Source organism: Allobosea sp. (genome assembly GCF_030695125.1).
GTDB lineage: Bacteria > Pseudomonadota > Alphaproteobacteria > Rhizobiales > Beijerinckiaceae > Allobosea.
Genome location: NZ_JAUYTP010000068.1, coordinates 115943 through 133071, shown reverse-complemented (window position 1 = coordinate 133071; position 17129 = coordinate 115943). Strand labels below are relative to the sequence as shown.

The 17129-nt window shown below is 66.8% G+C and carries 21 protein-coding genes; 18 read left to right on the top strand and 3 right to left on the bottom strand.

Features of this window, described 5'->3' with window-relative positions; genetic code table 11:
• Positions 1-61: 61 nt before the first annotated feature.
• Entirely contained in the window at positions 62-403 is a 342-nt protein-coding gene (locus tag Q8S38_RS20300) for a DHCW motif cupin fold protein (RefSeq protein ID WP_305682157.1), read from the top strand.
• A gap of 146 nt (positions 404-549) precedes the next feature.
• Here the strand turns inward: Q8S38_RS20300 and serB are convergent, their stop codons facing one another.
• On the bottom strand, positions 550-1434 hold the full coding sequence (serB, locus tag Q8S38_RS20295; protein WP_305682156.1) for a phosphoserine phosphatase SerB: 885 nt from the start codon (positions 1432-1434) through the stop codon (positions 550-552).
• A gap of 17 nt (positions 1435-1451) precedes the next feature.
• Here serB and miaA point away from each other — a divergent pair, with 17 nt between their 5' ends.
• Positions 1452-2387 (top strand): tRNA (adenosine(37)-N6)-dimethylallyltransferase MiaA, encoded by a 936-nt coding sequence (gene miaA, locus Q8S38_RS20290; protein WP_305682155.1) that lies wholly within the window; start codon positions 1452-1454, stop codon positions 2385-2387.
• Between the two features lie 4 nt (positions 2388-2391).
• On the opposite strand, the gene Q8S38_RS20285 is transcribed toward miaA, so the two are convergent.
• Positions 2392-3852 carry a GGDEF domain-containing protein gene (locus Q8S38_RS20285; protein WP_305682154.1) on the bottom strand — a complete coding sequence of 487 codons (1461 nt, stop codon included), beginning with the start codon at positions 3850-3852 and terminating at the stop codon, positions 2392-2394.
• Between the two features lie 332 nt (positions 3853-4184).
• Here Q8S38_RS20285 and Q8S38_RS20280 point away from each other — a divergent pair, with 332 nt between their 5' ends.
• The 11 genes from Q8S38_RS20280 (at position 4185) to Q8S38_RS20230 (ending at position 11461) form a co-directional block, all read left to right on the top strand.
• Positions 4185-5948 carry an acetolactate synthase 3 large subunit gene (locus Q8S38_RS20280; RefSeq protein WP_305682153.1) on the top strand — a complete coding sequence of 588 codons (1764 nt, stop codon included), beginning with the start codon at positions 4185-4187 and terminating at the stop codon, positions 5946-5948.
• 123 nt (positions 5949-6071) lie between these two features.
• The gene (locus tag Q8S38_RS20275) at positions 6072-6782 is read left to right on the top strand and encodes an aspartate/glutamate racemase family protein (RefSeq protein ID WP_305682152.1); all 711 of its coding nucleotides are present in this window, start codon (positions 6072-6074) and stop codon (positions 6780-6782) included.
• Positions 6779-7492: a glutathione S-transferase family protein gene (locus Q8S38_RS20270; protein ID WP_305682151.1), complete on the top strand. Its 714-nt coding sequence runs from the start codon at positions 6779-6781 to the stop codon at positions 7490-7492. Before Q8S38_RS20275 ends, Q8S38_RS20270 begins: the two co-directional genes overlap by 4 nt.
• On the top strand, positions 7489-8028 hold the full coding sequence (gene ilvN / locus Q8S38_RS20265; protein ID WP_305682150.1) for an acetolactate synthase small subunit: 540 nt from the start codon (positions 7489-7491) through the stop codon (positions 8026-8028). Before Q8S38_RS20270 ends, ilvN begins: the two co-directional genes overlap by 4 nt.
• 51 nt (positions 8029-8079) lie before the next feature.
• Complete coding sequence (locus Q8S38_RS20260; protein WP_305682149.1) at positions 8080-8397, top strand: AbrB/MazE/SpoVT family DNA-binding domain-containing protein; 318 nt, start codon at positions 8080-8082, stop codon at positions 8395-8397.
• A 10-nt stretch (positions 8398-8407) separates the two neighbouring features.
• On the top strand, positions 8408-8719 hold the full coding sequence (locus Q8S38_RS20255; RefSeq protein WP_305682148.1) for a type II toxin-antitoxin system PemK/MazF family toxin: 312 nt from the start codon (positions 8408-8410) through the stop codon (positions 8717-8719).
• A gap of 2 nt (positions 8720-8721) precedes the next feature.
• Positions 8722-8934, top strand: coding sequence for a hypothetical protein (locus tag Q8S38_RS20250; protein ID WP_305682147.1), 213 nt, complete (start codon positions 8722-8724; stop codon positions 8932-8934).
• Positions 8935-9069: 135 nt separating this feature from the next.
• Complete coding sequence (locus Q8S38_RS20245) at positions 9070-9720, top strand: TetR/AcrR family transcriptional regulator C-terminal domain-containing protein (protein WP_305682146.1); 651 nt, start codon at positions 9070-9072, stop codon at positions 9718-9720.
• Positions 9721-9766: 46 nt separating this feature from the next.
• Positions 9767-10786: a ketol-acid reductoisomerase gene (ilvC, locus tag Q8S38_RS20240; RefSeq protein ID WP_305682145.1), complete on the top strand. Its 1020-nt coding sequence runs from the start codon at positions 9767-9769 to the stop codon at positions 10784-10786.
• 253 nt (positions 10787-11039) lie between these two features.
• Positions 11040-11216 carry a hypothetical protein gene (locus Q8S38_RS20235; RefSeq protein ID WP_305682144.1) on the top strand — a complete coding sequence of 59 codons (177 nt, stop codon included), beginning with the start codon at positions 11040-11042 and terminating at the stop codon, positions 11214-11216.
• A 20-nt stretch (positions 11217-11236) separates the two neighbouring features.
• Positions 11237-11461 carry a hypothetical protein gene (locus Q8S38_RS20230; protein WP_305682143.1) on the top strand — a complete coding sequence of 75 codons (225 nt, stop codon included), beginning with the start codon at positions 11237-11239 and terminating at the stop codon, positions 11459-11461.
• A 199-nt stretch (positions 11462-11660) separates the two neighbouring features.
• Here Q8S38_RS20230 and Q8S38_RS20225 read toward each other — a convergent pair whose 3' ends face one another.
• Positions 11661-12203 (bottom strand): DedA family protein, encoded by a 543-nt coding sequence (locus tag Q8S38_RS20225; protein ID WP_305682142.1) that lies wholly within the window; start codon positions 12201-12203, stop codon positions 11661-11663.
• 221 nt (positions 12204-12424) lie between these two features.
• On the opposite strand from Q8S38_RS20225, the gene Q8S38_RS20220 reads away from it, so the two are divergent.
• The 5 genes from Q8S38_RS20220 to Q8S38_RS20200 all read left to right on the top strand — a co-directional run bounded on the left by Q8S38_RS20220 (position 12425) and on the right by Q8S38_RS20200 (position 17076).
• Positions 12425-13321, top strand: coding sequence for an ABC transporter ATP-binding protein (locus tag Q8S38_RS20220; RefSeq protein ID WP_305682141.1), 897 nt, complete (start codon positions 12425-12427; stop codon positions 13319-13321).
• On the top strand, positions 13318-14106 hold the full coding sequence (locus Q8S38_RS20215) for an ABC transporter permease (protein WP_305682140.1): 789 nt from the start codon (positions 13318-13320) through the stop codon (positions 14104-14106). The genes Q8S38_RS20220 and Q8S38_RS20215 overlap by 4 nt, the downstream gene beginning before the upstream one ends.
• Positions 14107-14290: 184 nt before the next feature.
• Positions 14291-15316, top strand: coding sequence for an ABC transporter substrate-binding protein (locus tag Q8S38_RS20210; protein WP_371125934.1), 1026 nt, complete (start codon positions 14291-14293; stop codon positions 15314-15316).
• Positions 15317-15505: 189 nt separating this feature from the next.
• Positions 15506-16558: a sensor histidine kinase gene (locus Q8S38_RS20205; RefSeq protein WP_305682138.1), complete on the top strand. Its 1053-nt coding sequence runs from the start codon at positions 15506-15508 to the stop codon at positions 16556-16558.
• Positions 16559-16668: 110 nt separating this feature from the next.
• Positions 16669-17076: a nuclear transport factor 2 family protein gene (locus Q8S38_RS20200; protein WP_305682137.1), complete on the top strand. Its 408-nt coding sequence runs from the start codon at positions 16669-16671 to the stop codon at positions 17074-17076.
• The last annotated feature ends 53 nt before the right edge of the window (positions 17077-17129 follow it).

Sequence of the window (17129 nt, the reverse complement as noted above, 5' to 3'; positions counted from 1 at the left end):
ATGCATTGGTCGCCTGTGCATCGCAGTGGCAGAGTCGAGCCGCTGCGACCGGAGAAGCCCCATGAAACTGAGCGACATCCCCTTCGTGACCACCGACTGGTCCACCGTGCCCGCCGAGCGGCATGCCGGCGATGTCGGCGAAGCGTTCTGGCGCACGCAGTATTTCGGCCCGGCGGACAACCGGGTCCGCGTCCGCATGGTCGAGTACTCGCCCGGCTATGTCGCCGACCATTGGTGCTCCAAGGGCCACATCATCCTGTGCCTCGAGGGCTCGATGGAGACGACGCTGGAGGACGGGCGAGTGATGCCGCTCACCGCGGGCATGAGCTACCAGGTCGCCGACGGCGCCGAGGCGCATCGCTCCAGCACGGCGACCGGCGCGAAGCTGTTCATCGTGGACTGAAAGTGGTCGGTCCTCACCGGCGTCATCCTGGACGGACGAAGGCCGGCCGGGATCCATCATAGATCGCGACCGGGCCCTACGATGGATCCCGGCTGCGCCGCTTCGCGGCTGGTCCAGGATGACGGCAGCACAGGGACGCTGACGGTTTACCCCCGGACGATCTCCGCACCCGTATAGCCCTGCGCATAGAGCAGCGCGGTGAGATCGGCATGGTCGAGCCGCGCATGAGCGGCCGCGGCGACCGCCGGCTTGGCGCGGAAGGCGACGCCGAGGCCGGCCTCGCCGAGCATGGCGAGGTCGTTGGCGCCATCGCCGACCGCCAGAGTCTGAGCCGGCGTCAGCCCGCGGCTGCTGCGCAGTTCAACGAGCGCATCGAGCTTGGCCTGCTTGCCGAGGATCGGCTCGGCGACGGCGCCGGTCAGCACGCCGTCTTCCGCGAGCAAGGTGTTGGAACGATGCTCGTCGAAGCCGATCGTCGCGCTGATCGGGCCGGTGAAGACGGTGAAGCCGCCCGAGACCAAAGCGGTGTAAGCGCCGTGGCGGGCCATCGTCATGACCAGTTCACGCCCGCCCGGCGTCAGGGTGATGCGCTGCGCGATGATCTCCGCGACGACCGAGAGCGGCACGCCCTTCAGCAGCGCGACGCGCTCGCGCAGCGCCGGCTCGAAGGCGATCTCGCCGCGCATGGCACGGTCTGTGATGCCGGAGACCTTCTCCTTCAAGCCCACATAGGCGGCGAGTTCGTCGATGCATTCCTGGCCGATCATGGTCGAATCCATGTCGGCGAGGAACAGCGCCTTGCGGCGCGTCGCGGCGGGCTGCACGACGATGTCGATTGCGGCTTCGCCGAGCAGCCCCCGCAGATCGGCTTCGAGCTTGCGCGCATCGCGCGCTTCCGCGAAGAGGTCGGCGGCGATGGCGCCGTCGAGGCGCTGGCTGCGCAGCGCTCCGGGGACCGTTTCGAGGCGCTTCAGCAGGGAGTCGTCGAGCAGGGCCTGTCCATGGGCGGAAACCAGTGTCGCGACGAGCATGGGAAGGGCCTGGTCAGGTGACGGGAGCAACGCAGGGGATCAGGGCGGTGCTCATCGCAGGTCCGACCGCCAGCGGCAAGTCGGCGCTGGCCATCGCGATCGCGCGGGCGCTGGGCGGCACGGTCGTCAACGCCGATTCGATGCAGGTCTATGGCGATCTGCGGGTGCTCACGGCCCGTCCGACGATGGCCGAGGAGGCGACGGTGCCGCATCGGCTCTACGGCCATGTCGACGGGGCGGTGAACTACTCGGCCATGCGCTATGTCGCCGATGTCGAGGCCGTGCTGGCGGAGATCGCGGGGACCGGCGGCGTGCCGGTGCTGGTTGGCGGCACGGGGCTGTATTTCAAGGCGCTGACCGACGGTTTTTCGGCGATCCCGCCTGTGCCGGAGGACGTTCGGACGGCCTTCCGCGAGCGCGTCGCCGACCAGGACACGCTCGTCCTGCATGCCGAACTCGGCCGGTGCGACCCGGAGATGGCCGAGCGGCTGAAGCCGGCCGACAGGATGCGGATCATGCGGGCGCTCGAGGTGTTCATCGCGACCGGCCGTTCGATCGCGAGCTTCCAGGGGGAACGCCATCCCGGGCCGCTCGATGGCGCCCCGATGCTCAAGCTGTTCGTCGCGCCCGAGCGGGACGAGGTCCGCCAGCGCATCGACAGGCGCTTTGAGGCGATGATGGCGCAGGGCGCGCTGGACGAGGTCGCGGCCCTGCGCGAACGCCGGCTCGACCCGCTGCTGCCGGTGATGCGGGCCCATGGCGTGCCGGGGCTGATCGCCCATCTCGACGGCCGGCTCAGGCTGGATGAGGCGATCGCCCGCGGCCAGGCCGATACGCGGGCCTATGCCAAGCGCCAGGTCACCTGGTTTCGCCACCAGATGCCGGGTTGGCTCGCGGTCGCCCCCGAAGAGGCGCGCGATGTCGCGCTGCGCGCGCTCGACGCCGGCGTCTGAGGCCTCAGGCGGCGACCGACAGGTCGGGGTCGGCGATGCGGATGCAGCGACGGCCATCGTGCTTGGCGCGGTAAAGCGCCTTGTCGGCGCGTTCGATCAAAGCCGACAGGGTTTCCCGCTTCTGGTGGGTGGCGATGCCGAGGCTGGCCGAGACCTGCAGCGCGAGGGTCTCTGACACCGGCAAGCGGCGGGAGGCCAGAATGTCCTGGATGCGCAGGGCGATGCGCAGCGCGGCTTCGAGATCGGCGCCCGGCAGCAGGATGGCGAATTCCTCGCCGCCGAAGCGGCCCACCAGGTCGCGCTCGTTGCGGACCTGGCCCAGCAGGAGATCGGCGAAGGCGCGGATCACGGCATCGCCCGCCGGATGGCCGAAACTGTCGTTGACCGCCTTGAAATGATCGAGGTCGACGACGATGAGCGAGATGTCGGTGCCGGCCGCCTCGCAGGCATGGATGGCGGCATGAGCCTTTTCGGTGAAGGACCGGCGGTTCAGCAACGCCGTCAGGGGATCGGTCTCGGCGAGGCGGCGCAGCTCCTGTTCACGCTCCTCGCGCTGGCCGATCTCCTGGGAAAGCGCGCGACGGGTGGCGCGCTCGCGGCCGATCTCCAGCGCCAGCGTCGCGGCGCGGCTCTGCAGGGTCTGGTTGGCGACGATCAGATCGGAGATGTCGGTGATGGTCAGGACCAGCCCGTCACCCAGCGGTGCGACCGCGATCTGCAGCCATATCGTCCGCCCGTCCGAGGTGAAGCTGGCCTCGATCATGTCGGTGCGGCGCAGCTCGATCGCATAGAGGCAGCGCCGCCAGACGGTGGCCTCGGCCAGAAAGGGCAGGCTGACCTGGGCGTCGCTGTCGAGCAGGCCCTCACCCTCGCAACCGGCCAGGGCCGCGGCGCGGCGGTTGGCGGTGATGATCACCGTGCGTTCGATATGCCCCTCATGGTCACGGATCGCACGCAGCGCCACGATGCCGGAGGGCGAGGTGTCGAGCACGGTGGTCAGCAGCTCCTCGCGAAACTGGAGCGGCCGGCTGAAGACAAGCAGGAAGCGGCCGCCGTCGCGGGAGGTCGCCGGCATGACCAGCCTTTCCCAAAGGCAGACCCGCACCGTCTTGAGCGACCGATGGATGGTGTAGCTGGGCTTCCCGTCGGCGAGAGCCCGGTCGCAACAGGCGATGGTAAAGCGTGCCACCTGGGGCGTCATCGTCGAGACGCGCTCGCCCATGCGGCTGCCACCGGCGTAGCGCACGATCTCGCGCCCGTAATGGACGTGCAGATAGTCGCCATCGCCGGTCGGCGCCAGGATCATGAGATCCGCGCCGAAATCCGCCATCACCTCGTTGCAAAAGTCCTCATAGGGCACGCCAGCCGGGCCCTGCGCGCTTCGTCTGAAGCGCTCCAACAACTCGGCCACCTCTGCCGCATGGGCACGGGCCTCGATGTTCTCCGTGTGAACTTCCTGATACATTCTCGTCTCGAGGCTCTGGCGATGAACGCTAGCAACACGTCGTTGATAAAGTGTTCCGTTGCGGAACGGCTTTTACCCGATCCGCTGGGGGCGTCGCGCGCGGGCGGGCCTTAACCCTTGACCGCCGGGCAGCCGTCGACTAGCGTGACGCAACATTCGCAAAGGGTCGAAGCGCGATGCGCAAGCTTATTATCGTAGGGGTGCGCTGGTAGGGGCCGGTTCTTGATGGAACCGCGTCTTCCCGACGCCAGCGCATGTCCAGGCCCTTCGAGGGCCTTTTTTATTGCCCGTTTTCGACCCCCTATCCCACCAAACTGCCGCAGGAGAGCGTTATGAGCGAGATGATGACCGGTGCCGAAATGGTCGTCCGCGCGCTTCAGGATCAGGGCGTCGAACATCTGTTCGGCTACCCCGGAGGCGCCGTGCTGCCGATCTACGACGCGCTGTTCCAGCAGGAGAAGGTCAAGCACATTCTCGTCCGCCACGAGCAGGGTGCGGTCCATGCCGCCGAGGGCTATGCCCGTTCGACGGCCGGCAAGGTCGGCTGCGTTCTCGTCACCTCGGGCCCCGGTGCGACCAATGCGGTCACCGGCCTGACCGACGCGCTGCTGGATTCGATCCCGCTCGTCGTCATCACTGGCCAGGTGCCGACGCATCTGATCGGCTCGGACGCCTTCCAGGAATGCGACACGGTCGGCATCACGCGCTCCTGCACCAAGCACAACTACCTGGTGAAGAGCATCGCGGACCTGCCGCGCATCCTGCACGAGGCCTTCTTCGTCGCCGCCAATGGCCGACCGGGGCCGGTCGTCATCGACATCCCCAAGGACATCCAGTTCGCCACCGGGCTCTACAGCCGGCCGCGCGACAACCAGCACAAGACCTATCGCCCGACCGTCAAGGGTGACCTGAACAAGATCAGGGCGGCGGTCGAACTGATGGCGAAGGCGAAGAAGCCGGTGTTCTACACCGGTGGCGGCGTCATCAATGCCGGCCCGCACGCCTCGGCGCTGCTGCGCGAACTCGTGCGGCTGACCGGTTTCCCGGTGACCTCGACGCTGATGGGGCTCGGCGCTTATCCCGCCGCCGACAAGCAGTGGCTCGGCATGCTCGGCATGCACGGCACCTACGAGGCCAATCTCGCGATGCATGACTGCGACGTCATGATCAATATCGGTGCGCGCTTCGACGACCGCATCACCGGCCGCCTGGACGGATTCTCGCCGCGCTCGCGGAAGATCCATGTCGACATCGATCCATCCTCGATCAACAAGACGGTCAAGGTCGACATCGGCATCGTCGGCGACTGCGCCCATGTGCTCGAGGACATGGTCCGCGTCTGGCGCGAGACTTCGCCCCAGATCGACAAGACCGCGCTGACCGCTTGGTGGACGCAGATCGATGGCTGGCGCGCGCGCCAGAGCCTCGCCTACAAGCAGTCCGGATCGGTCATCAAGCCGCAATATGCGATCGAGCGGCTCTATGAGCTGACCAAGAACCGCGACACCTACATCACCACCGAGGTCGGCCAGCACCAGATGTGGGCTGCGCAGTACTACCGCTTCGAGGAGCCCAACCGCTGGATGACGTCGGGCGGCCTGGGGACGATGGGCTACGGCCTGCCGGCCGCCATCGGCGTCCAGATGAAGCATCCCAAGGCGCTCGTCATCGACATCGCCGGCGAAGCCTCGATCCTGATGAACATGCAGGAGATGTCGACGGCGGTGCAGTACCGGCTGCCGGTCAAGATCTTCATCCTCAACAACGAGTATATGGGCATGGTGCGGCAGTGGCAGGAACTCCTGCATGGTGGCCGCTATTCCGAGAGCTATTCGGAATCCCTGCCCGATTTCGTGAAGCTGGCCGAGGCCTTTGGCGGGCACGGCATCCGCTGCTCGGATCCGGCCTCGCTCGACGACGCGATCATGGAGATGATCGAGACGCCCAAGCCCGTCATCTTCGACTGCCTCGTCGCCAAGCAGGAGAACTGCTTCCCGATGATCCCGTCGGGCAAGGCTCATAACGAGATGATCCTGCCCGATTTCGAGGGCGACACCGGCGAGATCATCGACGCCAAGGGCAAGCAGCTGGTGTGACGCCTCACCGTCATGCTCGGGCCTGACCCGAGCATCTCAGGCCGGATGGGTTGTTTCATCCTGCGCGGGATTCTCGGGTCAGGCCCGAGAATGACGAGGCTGGCGTGGCGGGGGAGGGATACCATGACGACCATCGGCCTGATCGGCGGGATGAGCTGGGAATCGACGGCGGTCTATTACCGGCAGCTCAACGAGGGCGTCCGGGGGCGGCGGGGTGGGCTGCACTCGGCCGACATCCTGCTGCATTCGCTTGATTTTTCGCCGGTCGCGGAAATGCAGGCGGTGGGTGACTGGGACGCGGCTGGTCGGCTGCTGGCCGAGAGCGCGCGGCGCCTGCAGCGGGCCGGTGCGGGCTGCCTCCTGCTGTGCACCAACACCATGCACAAGCTCGCCGACCAGATCACCGCGGCGACGCGCATCCCCTTCCTGCATCTCGGCGACGTCACCGCCCAGGCGGTGATGCGCACGCCTTCGCGCCGGCCCCTGCTGCTGGCGACGCGCTTCACGATGGAGCAGCGCTTCTACCGCGACCGGCTGCTCGCCCATGGCGTCGACGCGGTCGTGCCCGGCGAGGCCGAGCGCGCCGAGATCCACCGCATCATCTATGAGGAGCTCTGCCGCGGCCGGATCGAGCCTGCCTCGAAAGCGCGCTATTGCGAGATCATCGCCGCTGCCGTGGCCGGGCAGGGGGCCGACGGCGTCATCCTCGGCTGCACCGAGATCGGCCTGCTGATCTCGCAGCGCGATGTCGCTGTCCCGGTGTTCGACACGACGGCGCTGCATGTCGCGGCCGCGCTCGATTTCGCGCTCGCGGCGGAGAGCCGCGCGGCATGAAGCTGGTCATCGCCAACAAGAACTACTCGTCCTGGTCGCTGCGGCCCTGGCTGCTGCTCACCGCGTTCGGCATCCCCTTCGAGGAGGTTCTGATCCCGTTCGGGCGCACCTTCGACGACCCGGACTGGAAGCGCGCGGTGTCCGCCTTCACGCCGGCCGGCAAGGTGCCTGCGCTGATCGATGGCGAGATCCAGGTCTGGGAGTCGCTGGCGATCATGGACCATGTCGCCGATATGCGGCCCGATCTGGCGATCTGGCCGCGCGACCCGGCAGCCCGGGCCATGGCCCGCTCGGTTGCGGCCGAGATGCATGCGGGCTTCCAGGCTTTGCGCGGCGCCTGCCCGATGAACCTCGCCTGGGTGCATGCCGCGCGCGATCGCGGCCCGAAGGTCGCCTTCGATGTCGCGCGGATCAGCGCAATCTGGCGCGAGGCGCGCGAGCGCTTCGGCGGGGAGGGGCCATTTCTCTTCGGGGCCTTCACGGCAGCGGATGCGATGTTTGCGCCGGTCACGGCGCGGTTCTCGGGCTATTCCATCGCGCTCGACCCCGTCAGTGCCGCCTATTGCGACGCCGTGCAGGCGACGCAAGGCTTCCAGTCCTGGCGGCTCGGCGCGTTTGCCGAGCCCTGGATCGTGGCCGAGGACGAGGCAAACGAGCCCGTCCTGACCGATTTTCGTCCCTCCCTCAGTCGCAGCCGAGCGTCCTCATGAACACGTCGTCGCATTATCCCAACGCGCCCGTTGCGCAGCCCGTCGCCCGCCACACGCTGGCGGTCATCGTCGACAACGAGCCGGGCGTGCTGGCGCGCATCGCCGGGCTGTTCTCGGGCCGGGGCTACAACATCGAGAGCCTGACCGTGTCCGAGACCGAGCATGACGCGCATATCTCGCGCATCACGGTCGTGACCTCGGGCACCGCCAATGTCATCGACCAGATCAAGGCGCATCTCGACCGGCTGGTGCCGGTCCATCGCGTCGTCGATCTGACCCTGCAGGGCGAGGCGCTGGAGCGCGAACTCGCGCTGGTCAAGGTCGTCGGCAAGGGCGAGCACCGCGTCGAGGCGATGCGGCTGGCTGCCGCCTTTGGCGCGCGCACGCTCGACGCCTCGCTGACCTCCTTCGTCTTCGAGCTGACCGGCTCCACCGAGGAGATCGAGCGCTTCATCAAGCTGATGACGGCGGTGGGGCTCACCGAGGTCTCGCGCACCGGCATCGCCGCCATGAGCCGCGGCCCCGAGGCGATGTGATTGGCGGATATCCGGGCCGGATGCTATGGATATCCGGCAAGGAGCGAGGCCATGAAGGTTCAGGTCGCGAAATGGGGCAACAGCACCGCGGTGCGGTTGCCGAAGGCCGTGGTGGAGCAACTCGGGCTCAAGCCGGGGATGACGGTCGATGTGTCCGTGGAGGGGCAGTCGGTGATGCTGGCGCCCAATCGTCCCCAGTCGGTGCGGGAACTCAATGGCATGCCCGACCCGATCACGCTCGAGTGGATCGTGTCCGAGATCAAGCGCCTCGGGCCTGAGAACGAGCCCAAGGACGATTGGGATTGGGGCCGGGATATGGGTTCGGAAGTGATCTATGACGACTACAATCCACGCAAGCCCGGAGCCTGAGCCGGGCGACGTGTTTTGGGTCGATCTCGACCCCGTGCTGGGGTCCGAGCAGTCGGGACGGCGCCCGGCGCTGGTCCTGTCCGACGCGATGCTGCACAACGTGTCGAGCAGAGTCCTGATCTGTCCCATCACCTCGAATTCGGTGCCCTGGCCGACCAAGGTGATGATCCCCGAAGGCTGCGTCGTATCAGGCACCATTCTGGTGGATCAGGCGCGGATGGTCGATCGGCGGGTCCGGCGGTTTCGCTATGCCGGCCGCCTGCCTGATGACGTCACCCAGCTCGCTCGACAGCTTCTCCTCGCATTCGCTGGTGCTCGATGACGATGAATCTCGAACAGATTGCCCTCGGGCTCGGCATCGCCGGGCTGGCCTGTTTCGCCTGGCCGATCCTGCAGCGCGTGAGGGGCCAGATCCCGGCGCCGCCCCCCGGCAGCAGCTCGAGCCTGCGCTCGCCTTTATGGTGGGCCGGCTTCATCCTCACGGTTGCGGCGATCTTCCTGCAGCGGATGGCGAGCCAGCAGGCGGCGGGTTTGTAGCGTGGCGGTCTGAGCCGGCGGGCCGCCGAGAGGCACGATCCCGCGACGACGAAATCCCTTGCGAAGGTGAGCAGGCTACGCTATCCAGCCGAACCGTAACGTACGGTACGGCAACTCCTCCTGGCCCGGGCCCTCATGGCGGCGACACAGATCATCGCGGACACCGACGAGCCGACGGCGCGGCAGCAGGCCGTGCTGGACGCTGTCCTGTCGTTGATGGTGGAGGAGGGCGACCAGCTTACCATGACCGCCGTGGCGCGCCGGGCGAGTTGCTCCAAGGAGACGCTCTACAAATGGTTCGGCGACCGCGACGGGCTGCTCACTGCGACCGTGCGCTGGCAGGCGGCCCGGGTGCGCGCCGGGCGCTATGACCGCCCGACGCTCGACATCGCCACCTTGCGCGACAGCCTGAAAGGGTTTGCCGAAACCTGGCTCGCGGTGATCTCGAGCCCGACATCGATCGCGCTCAACCGCCTGGCGATCGGCCATGCAGCGTCGCGCAAGAGCAATCTCGGCGGCATCGTGCTGGAGAACGGGCGCTTTGCCATCGGCGAGCGGCTGCGGCCGGTGCTCGAGGCCGGTCGGGAGGCGGGGCTTTTGGCTTTTGACGATTCCGAGACGGCGTTCCGCACTTTCTTCGGCCTTGTGGGGCGCGACGTGCAGATCCGCCTTCTGCTCGGCGACGGCCTCACGCTCGGTCCCGACGAGGTGGCGCGCGACGCCGCCCGCGCCACAGATCAGTTCCTCACCCTTTACGGACGGATGACAGCCGCACCGGAAGCCTGAAGAAACCACCCGTTCCCAAAGCCAAACCCAAGGAAGGACCACTCCCATGCGCGTCTATTACGATCGTGATGCCGACATCAACCTGATCAAGGGCAAGAAGGTCTGCATCGTCGGCTACGGCTCGCAGGGCCATGCCCATGCGCTGAACCTGCGCGATTCCGGCGTCAAGGACGTCGTCATCGCCCTGAAGGCGGGCTCCGCCACCCGCAAGAAGGCCGAAGAGGCCGGCTTTGCCGTGATGACCCCGACCGAGGCCGCCAAGGTCTCCGACATCATGATGATGCTGACCCCCGACGAACTGCAGGGCGACATCTATCGCGACGAACTGCATGGCAACATGAAGCAGGGCGCCGCGCTGCTGTTCGCCCACGGCCTCAATGTGCATTTCAACCTGATCGAGCCGCGCAAGGACCTTGACGTGCTGATGGTCGCCCCCAAGGGCCCCGGGCACACCGTGCGCTCCGAGTATCAGCGCGGCGGCGGCGTGCCGACGCTGATCGCGATCCACCAGGACGCCACCGGCAACGCCCATGACCTCGGCCTGTCCTATGCCTCGGCCAATGGCGGCGGTCGCGCCGGCATCATCGAGACGACCTTCAAGGAAGAGTGCGAGACCGATCTCTTCGGCGAGCAGGTCGTGCTCTGCGGCGGCCTCGTCGAGCTGATCAAGGCCGGCTATGAGACGCTGACGGAAGCGGGCTACGCCCCCGAAATGGCCTATTTCGAGTGCCTCCACGAGGTGAAGCTGATCGTCGACCTGATCTATGAGGGCGGCATCGCGAACATGAACTACTCGATCTCGAACACGGCCGAGTACGGCGAGTACGTCACCGGCCCGCGCATCATCACGGCCGAGACCAAGGCGGAGATGAAGCGCGTGCTGACCGACATCCAGTCGGGCAAGTTCACCCGCGACTGGATGCTGGAGAACAAGGTCAACCAGACCTCGTTCAAGGCGACCCGTGCCCGCTACGCCGCCCACCCGATCGAGGAAGTCGGCGCCAAGCTTCGCGACATGATGCCCTGGATCAAGGCCAAGGCATTGGTTGATAAGACCAAGAACTGATCGACGGTGCCCGAGTGCGGTGGCCGCTCCCAAGGCGGTCATCGGCACCAGGCGAGCCGGTCATTGACAAAACGATTCAGGGTCAGCGTGTAAGCCTCGGTTCCTGCACCGTTTTTGAAAATCCCGAAAGGGCGGGCGCAGCGATGCGCCCGCCCTTTTCGTTGGCTCGGCTGCGGCCCGTTAACGAATGAGGAACCGATGCCGCTCGTCTGCGTTTTCAGCTCACAGGACAGATGGGAGCGGGCTGATGCCAATGAACGACGAGGCCTTCGAACAGCGCAGGCGCCACGAGGCGAGCAACGCTGCGCGGGATCGCAGCGACGTCGCCCGCCCCGATCGTGACGAGGACTGGCCGCTGCTGAGCGCGCTCCTCGGCGGGCTGGCGGTGGCGCTGCTCTTCAACACCTTTCTGGGCCTGATTCCGGGCTGACCGTCACAAAGGACGCGACCATGACCAACGAAGCGACGGACCGGGCCAAGACGCAAACCGAAGGCCCCGAGCACGGCACGAAGGTGCCCCCGATGCGGGCCGACGATCACACCAATGCGAGCCCGGCAGTGGAGACGCCGGTCGAGGGTCGCCAGGGCTTTCTCGGTGCGCCCGTGCTGATGGTTCTGGTGGGCGGCCTCGTGCTGGCGATCGTCGCCTGGTTCGTGGTCGAGGCCGTTGCCTGACGCCGGCTTTTCGGAGTTGCGGGGGGTGGCACGGTTGTCGCCGGCAGGCCCTCGTCCGAGAGGTCGCGCTGCACCAGGGAGATCGCGATGACGCTATCGAGACTGATGCATCCGACGACGATGGCCGGGGTCGCGCTCGCCCTCTCGCTTGCGCTTCTGGCCGCCGTGATCCTGGGGCTCGCCTGACGGGGAGCCCCCGCTAGCGCGACAGCATGCCGCTTTGCTTGGCCATCTCCGCCAGCGTGCCGCCGCCATAGATCAAGCCGAAGCCCCAGGCCATCGAGGCCAGCCAGTTGGCGATCTGGAACGGCCAGAACGGCATGTTGACGATGCCCGCGACGATGGCGACGACCGCCCGCAGCGGCCCGAAGAAATGCCCGATCAGGATGCTGGCGACGCCCCATTTCTCGAAGAAGACATGGCCCTTCTCCAGCATCTGCGGGTTCTTGTTGAAGGGCCAGTAGTCGTCGACACGGGGGCCCAGAACCTGGCCGGCCCAGTACGAAATCCAGAACCCGATGCCGGCACCGGCTGCCGCCGCAAACGCGATCGGCACGAGGTTGAGGCCGGATGCGCCCGCGACCGCGCCGAAGGCGGTGAAGAACACGGTGGCCGGAACCAGCCATGACAGGATCGCGACGCATTCGGCAAAGGCGATCAGGAAGACGATGGGCACGGCCCAGCTCTGATTCGCCTGCATGAACTGCACCAGCGCCTGCATCCAGAGTTCGAGTTGGGCCATGGTCGTTCGGGGCGCTCGCTTGCGGAAAGTGGAGGCTTATCGCCGCCCCGCCAGACCAATGCAACCGACCGCACGCTGACATTCGGGTGTGCGGAGGTGCTGGGCCGTCGCCCGACGCCGTTGCCTTCGCGCCGCGATGCCCTAATCTCCCGACAACGATTGCCATCAAGGTTCGGCCAGCGCCGCCAAGAGCGCCGGATGCCGACGAGGAAACGGGATTCATGGCGTTGCAACACAACCCGCAGGGTGCTGCGGGCGGAATCGGTCTGTCGCCGCGCGCCGCTTCGCCAGAGCCGGCAGCGGCGGTCGCGCTCGGTGGGCTCGACATCACCTTCCATCTCGACGGCGGCAACCGCTACCAGGCGGTGACGGGGATCGACCTCGCGGTGTCGCCGGGCGAATTCGTCTCGGTGGTCGGACCGACCGGCTGCGGAAAATCGACCCTGCTCAACGCGGCTGCCGGGCTGCTGACGCCGTCGGCCGGCACCGTCACGATCTTCGGCAAGCCGCTGTCGGGGCTGAACCGCCGGGCCGGCTACCTCTTCCAGGCCGATGCGCTGATGCCGTGGAAGACGGCGCTCGACAACGTCAAGGTCGCGCTCGAGCCGATGGGCGTGCCCGACGCGGAGGCCGACCGGCGCGCCCGGGAATGGCTGGCGCGGGTGGGCTTGCGCGCCTTCGTCGATCGGTATCCGCACATGCTCTCGGGCGGGCAGCGCAAGCGCGTGGCGCTGGCGCAGGTCCTGATCCGCGATCCTGAAATCCTGCTGATGGACGAGCCCTTCGGGCCGCTCGACGCGCAGACCCGCCAGATCATGGGCAATCTCCTGCTCGATCTCTGGTCGAGGGACAAAAAGGCGCTGATCTTCGTCACGCATGATCTGGAAGAGGCGATCGCGCTGTCGGACCGGGTGGTGGTGATGTCGGCGGGGCCGGCGGCGGGCATCGTCGCCGACTACCGGGTCAGCCTGCCGCGTCCGCGCGACATCGCCGAGATCCGGCTGGAGAAGGCCTTCCACGAAATCCACCGCGACATCTGGGCCTCGCTGCGCGTCGAGGTGCAGAAGGCCTATGCGATGGGCGACGGGCGCGAACTGGTCGAGGGAGCCGCGTCATGAAGCGCGCCAAACTCCTGTTTCTTCAGGCGATGGTGATGGTCGTCTTCCTGCTGATCTGGCATGTCGTCACCGCCTATCCGATCATGGGCGAGGTCAAGACGATCCAGTTCTTCTTCTCGACACCGGCCGCCGTGATCGGTCGGACCTGGAACCAGCTGACCGGGACAGAGATCTACTGGCATATCGGCATCACGCTGACGGAGACTGTGCTGGCCTTCGTCATCGGCTCGGCGGCCGGCATCTTCTTCGGCTTCGCCTTCGCCCGCCAGCAACTGCTGGCGGCGGTGTTCGACCCCTATATTAAGGCGGCCAACGCCCTGCCGCGCGTGGTGCTGGCGCCGATCTTCGCGCTCTGGTTCGGCCTGGGCATCTGGTCGAAGGTGGCGCTCGGCTTCACGCTCGTCTTCTTCATCGTCTTCTTCAACGTCTACCAGGGCGTGCGCGAGGTCTCGCCGACGGTGCTGGCGAACGCTCGCATGCTCGGCATGAACGAGCGCCAGCTGTTCCGGCACGTCTACTGGCCTTCCGCGCTGACCTGGATGTTCTCGTCCCTGCACACCTCGGTCGGCTTTGCGCTGATCGGTGCGGTGGTCGGCGAATATCTCGGCTCGTCTGCGGGGCTCGGCTACAAGATCCAGGAGGCCGAGAGCGTCTTCGACGTCACCGGCGTGTTCTCCGGCATGGTCATCCTGATGATCTTCGTGATCGCGATCGATTCCGTGGTGACCATGGTCGAGAAGCGGCTTTTGGTCTGGCGGCCGGGGCAGAGTTCGACGACGGTGTGAGGCTGAAGCCGCGTCATGCTCGGGCGCAGACCCGAGCATCTCTGCCCGGAGATTCTCGGGTCTGCGCTGCGCTTCGCCCGAGAATGACGCAGTTCTTGCCCGCCGGCTCCGATCTCGCCTAACCTGTTTCCCAATGCGCTCATCCAGAAGCGCAATTCACTCAACCGGAGGAACACCCATGACGATTTCACGCCGCGCGGCGCTGGCTGCGCTAGCGCTCTCCACCGCGCTGGGCTTCGCCCCTTATGCCGCGCTCGCGCAGAATGCCGAGAAGCCCAAGCTGACGCTCGGCGTCGGCGGCAAGCAGCTGCTGTATTATCTCCCGCTGACGGTCGCGGAGAAGAAGGGCTTCTTCAAGGAGCAGGGGCTCGACGTCGAGATCAACGATTTCGGCGGCGGCGCGAAGTCGCTGCAGGCGCTGGTCGGCGGCTCGGTCGACGTCGTCACGGGCGCCTATGAGCACACCATCCGGATGCAGGCCAAGGGCCAGGACATCCGCGCCGTGGTCGAGCTCGGCCGCTTTCCCGGCATCACCATCGCGGTGCGCAAGGACCTCGCCGACAAGGTCAAGTCGGCCGCCGATTTCAAGGGCCTCAAGATCGGCGTCACCGCGCCGGGCTCCTCGACGGCGCTGACGGCGCAATACGCCATGGTCAAGGCCGGGCTGAAGGCCAGCGACGCCGCGATCATCGGTGTCGGCGCGGGCGCGAGCGCGGTGGCGGCGATGAAGCAGAAGCAGGTCGACATCATCTCGCATCTCGACCCCGTGACCTCGAAGCTCGAGGCCGACGGCGATGTCGTGGCGCTGATCGACACCCGCACGGAGGCCGGCACCAAGGCGCTCTTCGGCGGCTCCAACCCGGCGGCGGTGCTCTATCTCAAGGGCGACTTCGCCACGAAGAACCCGGTGACGACGCAGAAGCTCGCCAACGCCTTCGTCAAGGCGCTGAAATGGCTGGAAACCGCCAAGCCCGAGGACGTCGCCGATCTGGTGCCGGCCGAATACCATCTCGGCGACAAGCCGCTCTATCTGCGGGCGGTGAAGAACTCGCTCGAAAGCTATTCGCGCACCGGCGTCTCCACGCCCGAGGCGATGAAGAGCATGTATGACGCGCTCAAGCTGCTCGACCCCGAGCTGGCCTCGTCGAATGTCGATCTCAAGACGACCTTCATCGATACCTTCGCGAAGAAGGCTGCTGCCGGCAGCTAGTCCGGCATCGTCGTTTTTGTGGCATTTTTGCCGGCTCCAGCCCAAAAAAGGGTGCTGGGGCCGGCCATTTCGTCAGGGCGGATCGTTCCTGCATATACAGCCGACTGAATTGCGTCATGGGTTTCGGGACTTCCCGGGTTCACTCGACAGGTCCGCGTGATTGACGATTTCCTAACGGGCGGTGGCGTCATGGGTGACGCCATTCGCAGACATGACTGGGCGGCGACGCCGCTAGGACCGCTCGCGGCTTGGCCGACCGCGCTGAAGGTCAGCGTCGGCACGATGGTCAATTCGCGCTTCCCCAAATGTCTGTTCTGGGGGGCGGAGCTGATCAGCATCTACAACGACGCCTATCGGCCGATGCTCGGCGCCAAGCCCGAGGCGCTCGGGCGCCCCTTCGCCAAGGTCTGGCCGGAGGTCTGGGACGATCTGGCCCCGGTCGCCGAAAAGGCCCTGGCGGGCGAGGCCAGCTTCTTCGAGGACATGCCGCTGGTTGTGGAACGGTTCGGCCGGCCGGAGCAGACCTGGTTCACCTTCTGCTACAGCCCGGTGCGTGACGAGACCGGCGCCGTGGTCGGCATTCTCGATACGGTCATCGAGACGACCGGAAAGATGAAGGCGGAGCGCGATGCGCGCCTGCTCAACACCGAGCTGGCGCACCGGATGAAGAATGTGATGGCCATGGTGTCCGCCGTCGCCAGCCAGACCTTCCGCGCCTCCACCTCGCTCCAGCAGGCGCAGGCGACGTTCGGCGAGCGCATCGCCACGCTGGGACAGGCGCACGACATTCTCACCCAGTCGAGCTGGAGCGGCGCGCCGATCGGCCATGTGATCCGCAGCGCGCTGGCGCCGCATGGCATCGAGCCGGCGCGGCTGTCGGTGTCCGGCCCGGCCCTCGAACTCGGCGCCGACCAGGCGCTGACGCTGGCCTTGGCGATCAACGAACTGATCACCAATGCCGTGAAGTATGGCGCGCTTTCGACGGAGGGAGGGCGTGTCGATCTCGGCTGGGAAGCCGGTCTTGCCGACAACGCACAGCCTTTCAGGCTCGACTGGGTGGAGAGCGGCGGTCCGCCCGTGAATCCGCCGGGGCGGATGGGTTTCGGCTCGCGCCTGATCGAGCGGATCGTGGCGCAGACCTTCGGCGGTGAGGCCCGGCTGGATTACGCGCCGGATGGCTTCCGCTACAGTCTCGTCACGACGATGGACAAGATGGTGCCGCGCGAGGCGGATCGGCACTGACCGGGCCGGGTCTCCCGCGCAGGTCCGCGGCAACCGGGATGTGCGGTCGCAGGGTGGACACTCCGCCGCATCGGCGCGACAGTATCGTGGCTGACGCAGGGAGAGGCGAGATGGCGGACACCGTCGCGAGCGAAGCCCTCATCCGGAATGCCTATGCCGCGCGCCACCGCGGCGATCTCGACGCGCTGATGGCTTTCTTCCATCCGCAATGCTGCTATCGGCTCGTCGGCGGACCCGCCGCCGCCGAGGCCTTCCGGCAGCCCGAGGGCCTCGAGGCCGTGCGCGAGCAGATGGCCGGGCTGATCGCGGCTTATGTCTTCAGCAATGTCGAGGAACTCGGCCTCACCGTCGATGGCGACCGGGCCATCCTGCATTGGCGGGCCGATGTCGCCTGCAAGCCGAGCGGCCGCAGCGCCCCGTTCGAGATCGTCGACATCTTCACGATTGCCGACGGCAAGATCGCCAGCGTCACGCAGTTCACGGACACGGCCGGCGTCGCGAGGCTGAGCGCGACCTGAGCTTGGGTGATGGTGGCCATGACGGCTTTCGATTTGCCGTCCGGCCGCGCGAG

Excerpts from the sequence above, each read along its gene's own strand:
- Q8S38_RS20275 (WP_305682152.1), top strand. The coding sequence starts at position 6,072 with ATGACGACCATCGGCCTGATCGGCGGGATGAGCTGGGAATCGACGGCG.
- Q8S38_RS20300 (WP_305682157.1), top strand. The coding sequence starts at position 62 with ATGAAACTGAGCGACATCCCCTTCGTGACCACCGACTGGTCCACCGTG.
- Q8S38_RS20250 (WP_305682147.1), top strand. The coding sequence starts at position 8,722 with ATGAATCTCGAACAGATTGCCCTCGGGCTCGGCATCGCCGGGCTGGCC.
- Q8S38_RS20205 (WP_305682138.1), top strand. The coding sequence starts at position 15,506 with ATGGGTGACGCCATTCGCAGACATGACTGGGCGGCGACGCCGCTAGGA.
- ilvN (WP_305682150.1), top strand. The coding sequence starts at position 7,489 with ATGAACACGTCGTCGCATTATCCCAACGCGCCCGTTGCGCAGCCCGTC.
- Q8S38_RS20285 (WP_305682154.1), bottom strand. The coding sequence starts at position 3,852 with ATGTATCAGGAAGTTCACACGGAGAACATCGAGGCCCGTGCCCATGCG.
- Q8S38_RS20235 (WP_305682144.1), top strand. The coding sequence starts at position 11,040 with ATGAACGACGAGGCCTTCGAACAGCGCAGGCGCCACGAGGCGAGCAAC.
- Q8S38_RS20200 (WP_305682137.1), top strand. The coding sequence starts at position 16,669 with ATGGCGGACACCGTCGCGAGCGAAGCCCTCATCCGGAATGCCTATGCC.
- ilvC (WP_305682145.1), top strand. The coding sequence starts at position 9,767 with ATGCGCGTCTATTACGATCGTGATGCCGACATCAACCTGATCAAGGGC.
- Q8S38_RS20260 (WP_305682149.1), top strand. The coding sequence starts at position 8,080 with ATGAAGGTTCAGGTCGCGAAATGGGGCAACAGCACCGCGGTGCGGTTG.
- Q8S38_RS20245 (WP_305682146.1), top strand. The coding sequence starts at position 9,070 with ATGGCGGCGACACAGATCATCGCGGACACCGACGAGCCGACGGCGCGG.
- serB (WP_305682156.1), bottom strand. The coding sequence starts at position 1,434 with ATGCTCGTCGCGACACTGGTTTCCGCCCATGGACAGGCCCTGCTCGAC.
- Q8S38_RS20280 (WP_305682153.1), top strand. The coding sequence starts at position 4,185 with ATGAGCGAGATGATGACCGGTGCCGAAATGGTCGTCCGCGCGCTTCAG.
- Q8S38_RS20230 (WP_305682143.1), top strand. The coding sequence starts at position 11,237 with ATGACCAACGAAGCGACGGACCGGGCCAAGACGCAAACCGAAGGCCCC.
- Q8S38_RS20270 (WP_305682151.1), top strand. The coding sequence starts at position 6,779 with ATGAAGCTGGTCATCGCCAACAAGAACTACTCGTCCTGGTCGCTGCGG.
- Q8S38_RS20215 (WP_305682140.1), top strand. The coding sequence starts at position 13,318 with ATGAAGCGCGCCAAACTCCTGTTTCTTCAGGCGATGGTGATGGTCGTC.
- Q8S38_RS20220 (WP_305682141.1), top strand. The coding sequence starts at position 12,425 with ATGGCGTTGCAACACAACCCGCAGGGTGCTGCGGGCGGAATCGGTCTG.
- Q8S38_RS20225 (WP_305682142.1), bottom strand. The coding sequence starts at position 12,203 with ATGGCCCAACTCGAACTCTGGATGCAGGCGCTGGTGCAGTTCATGCAG.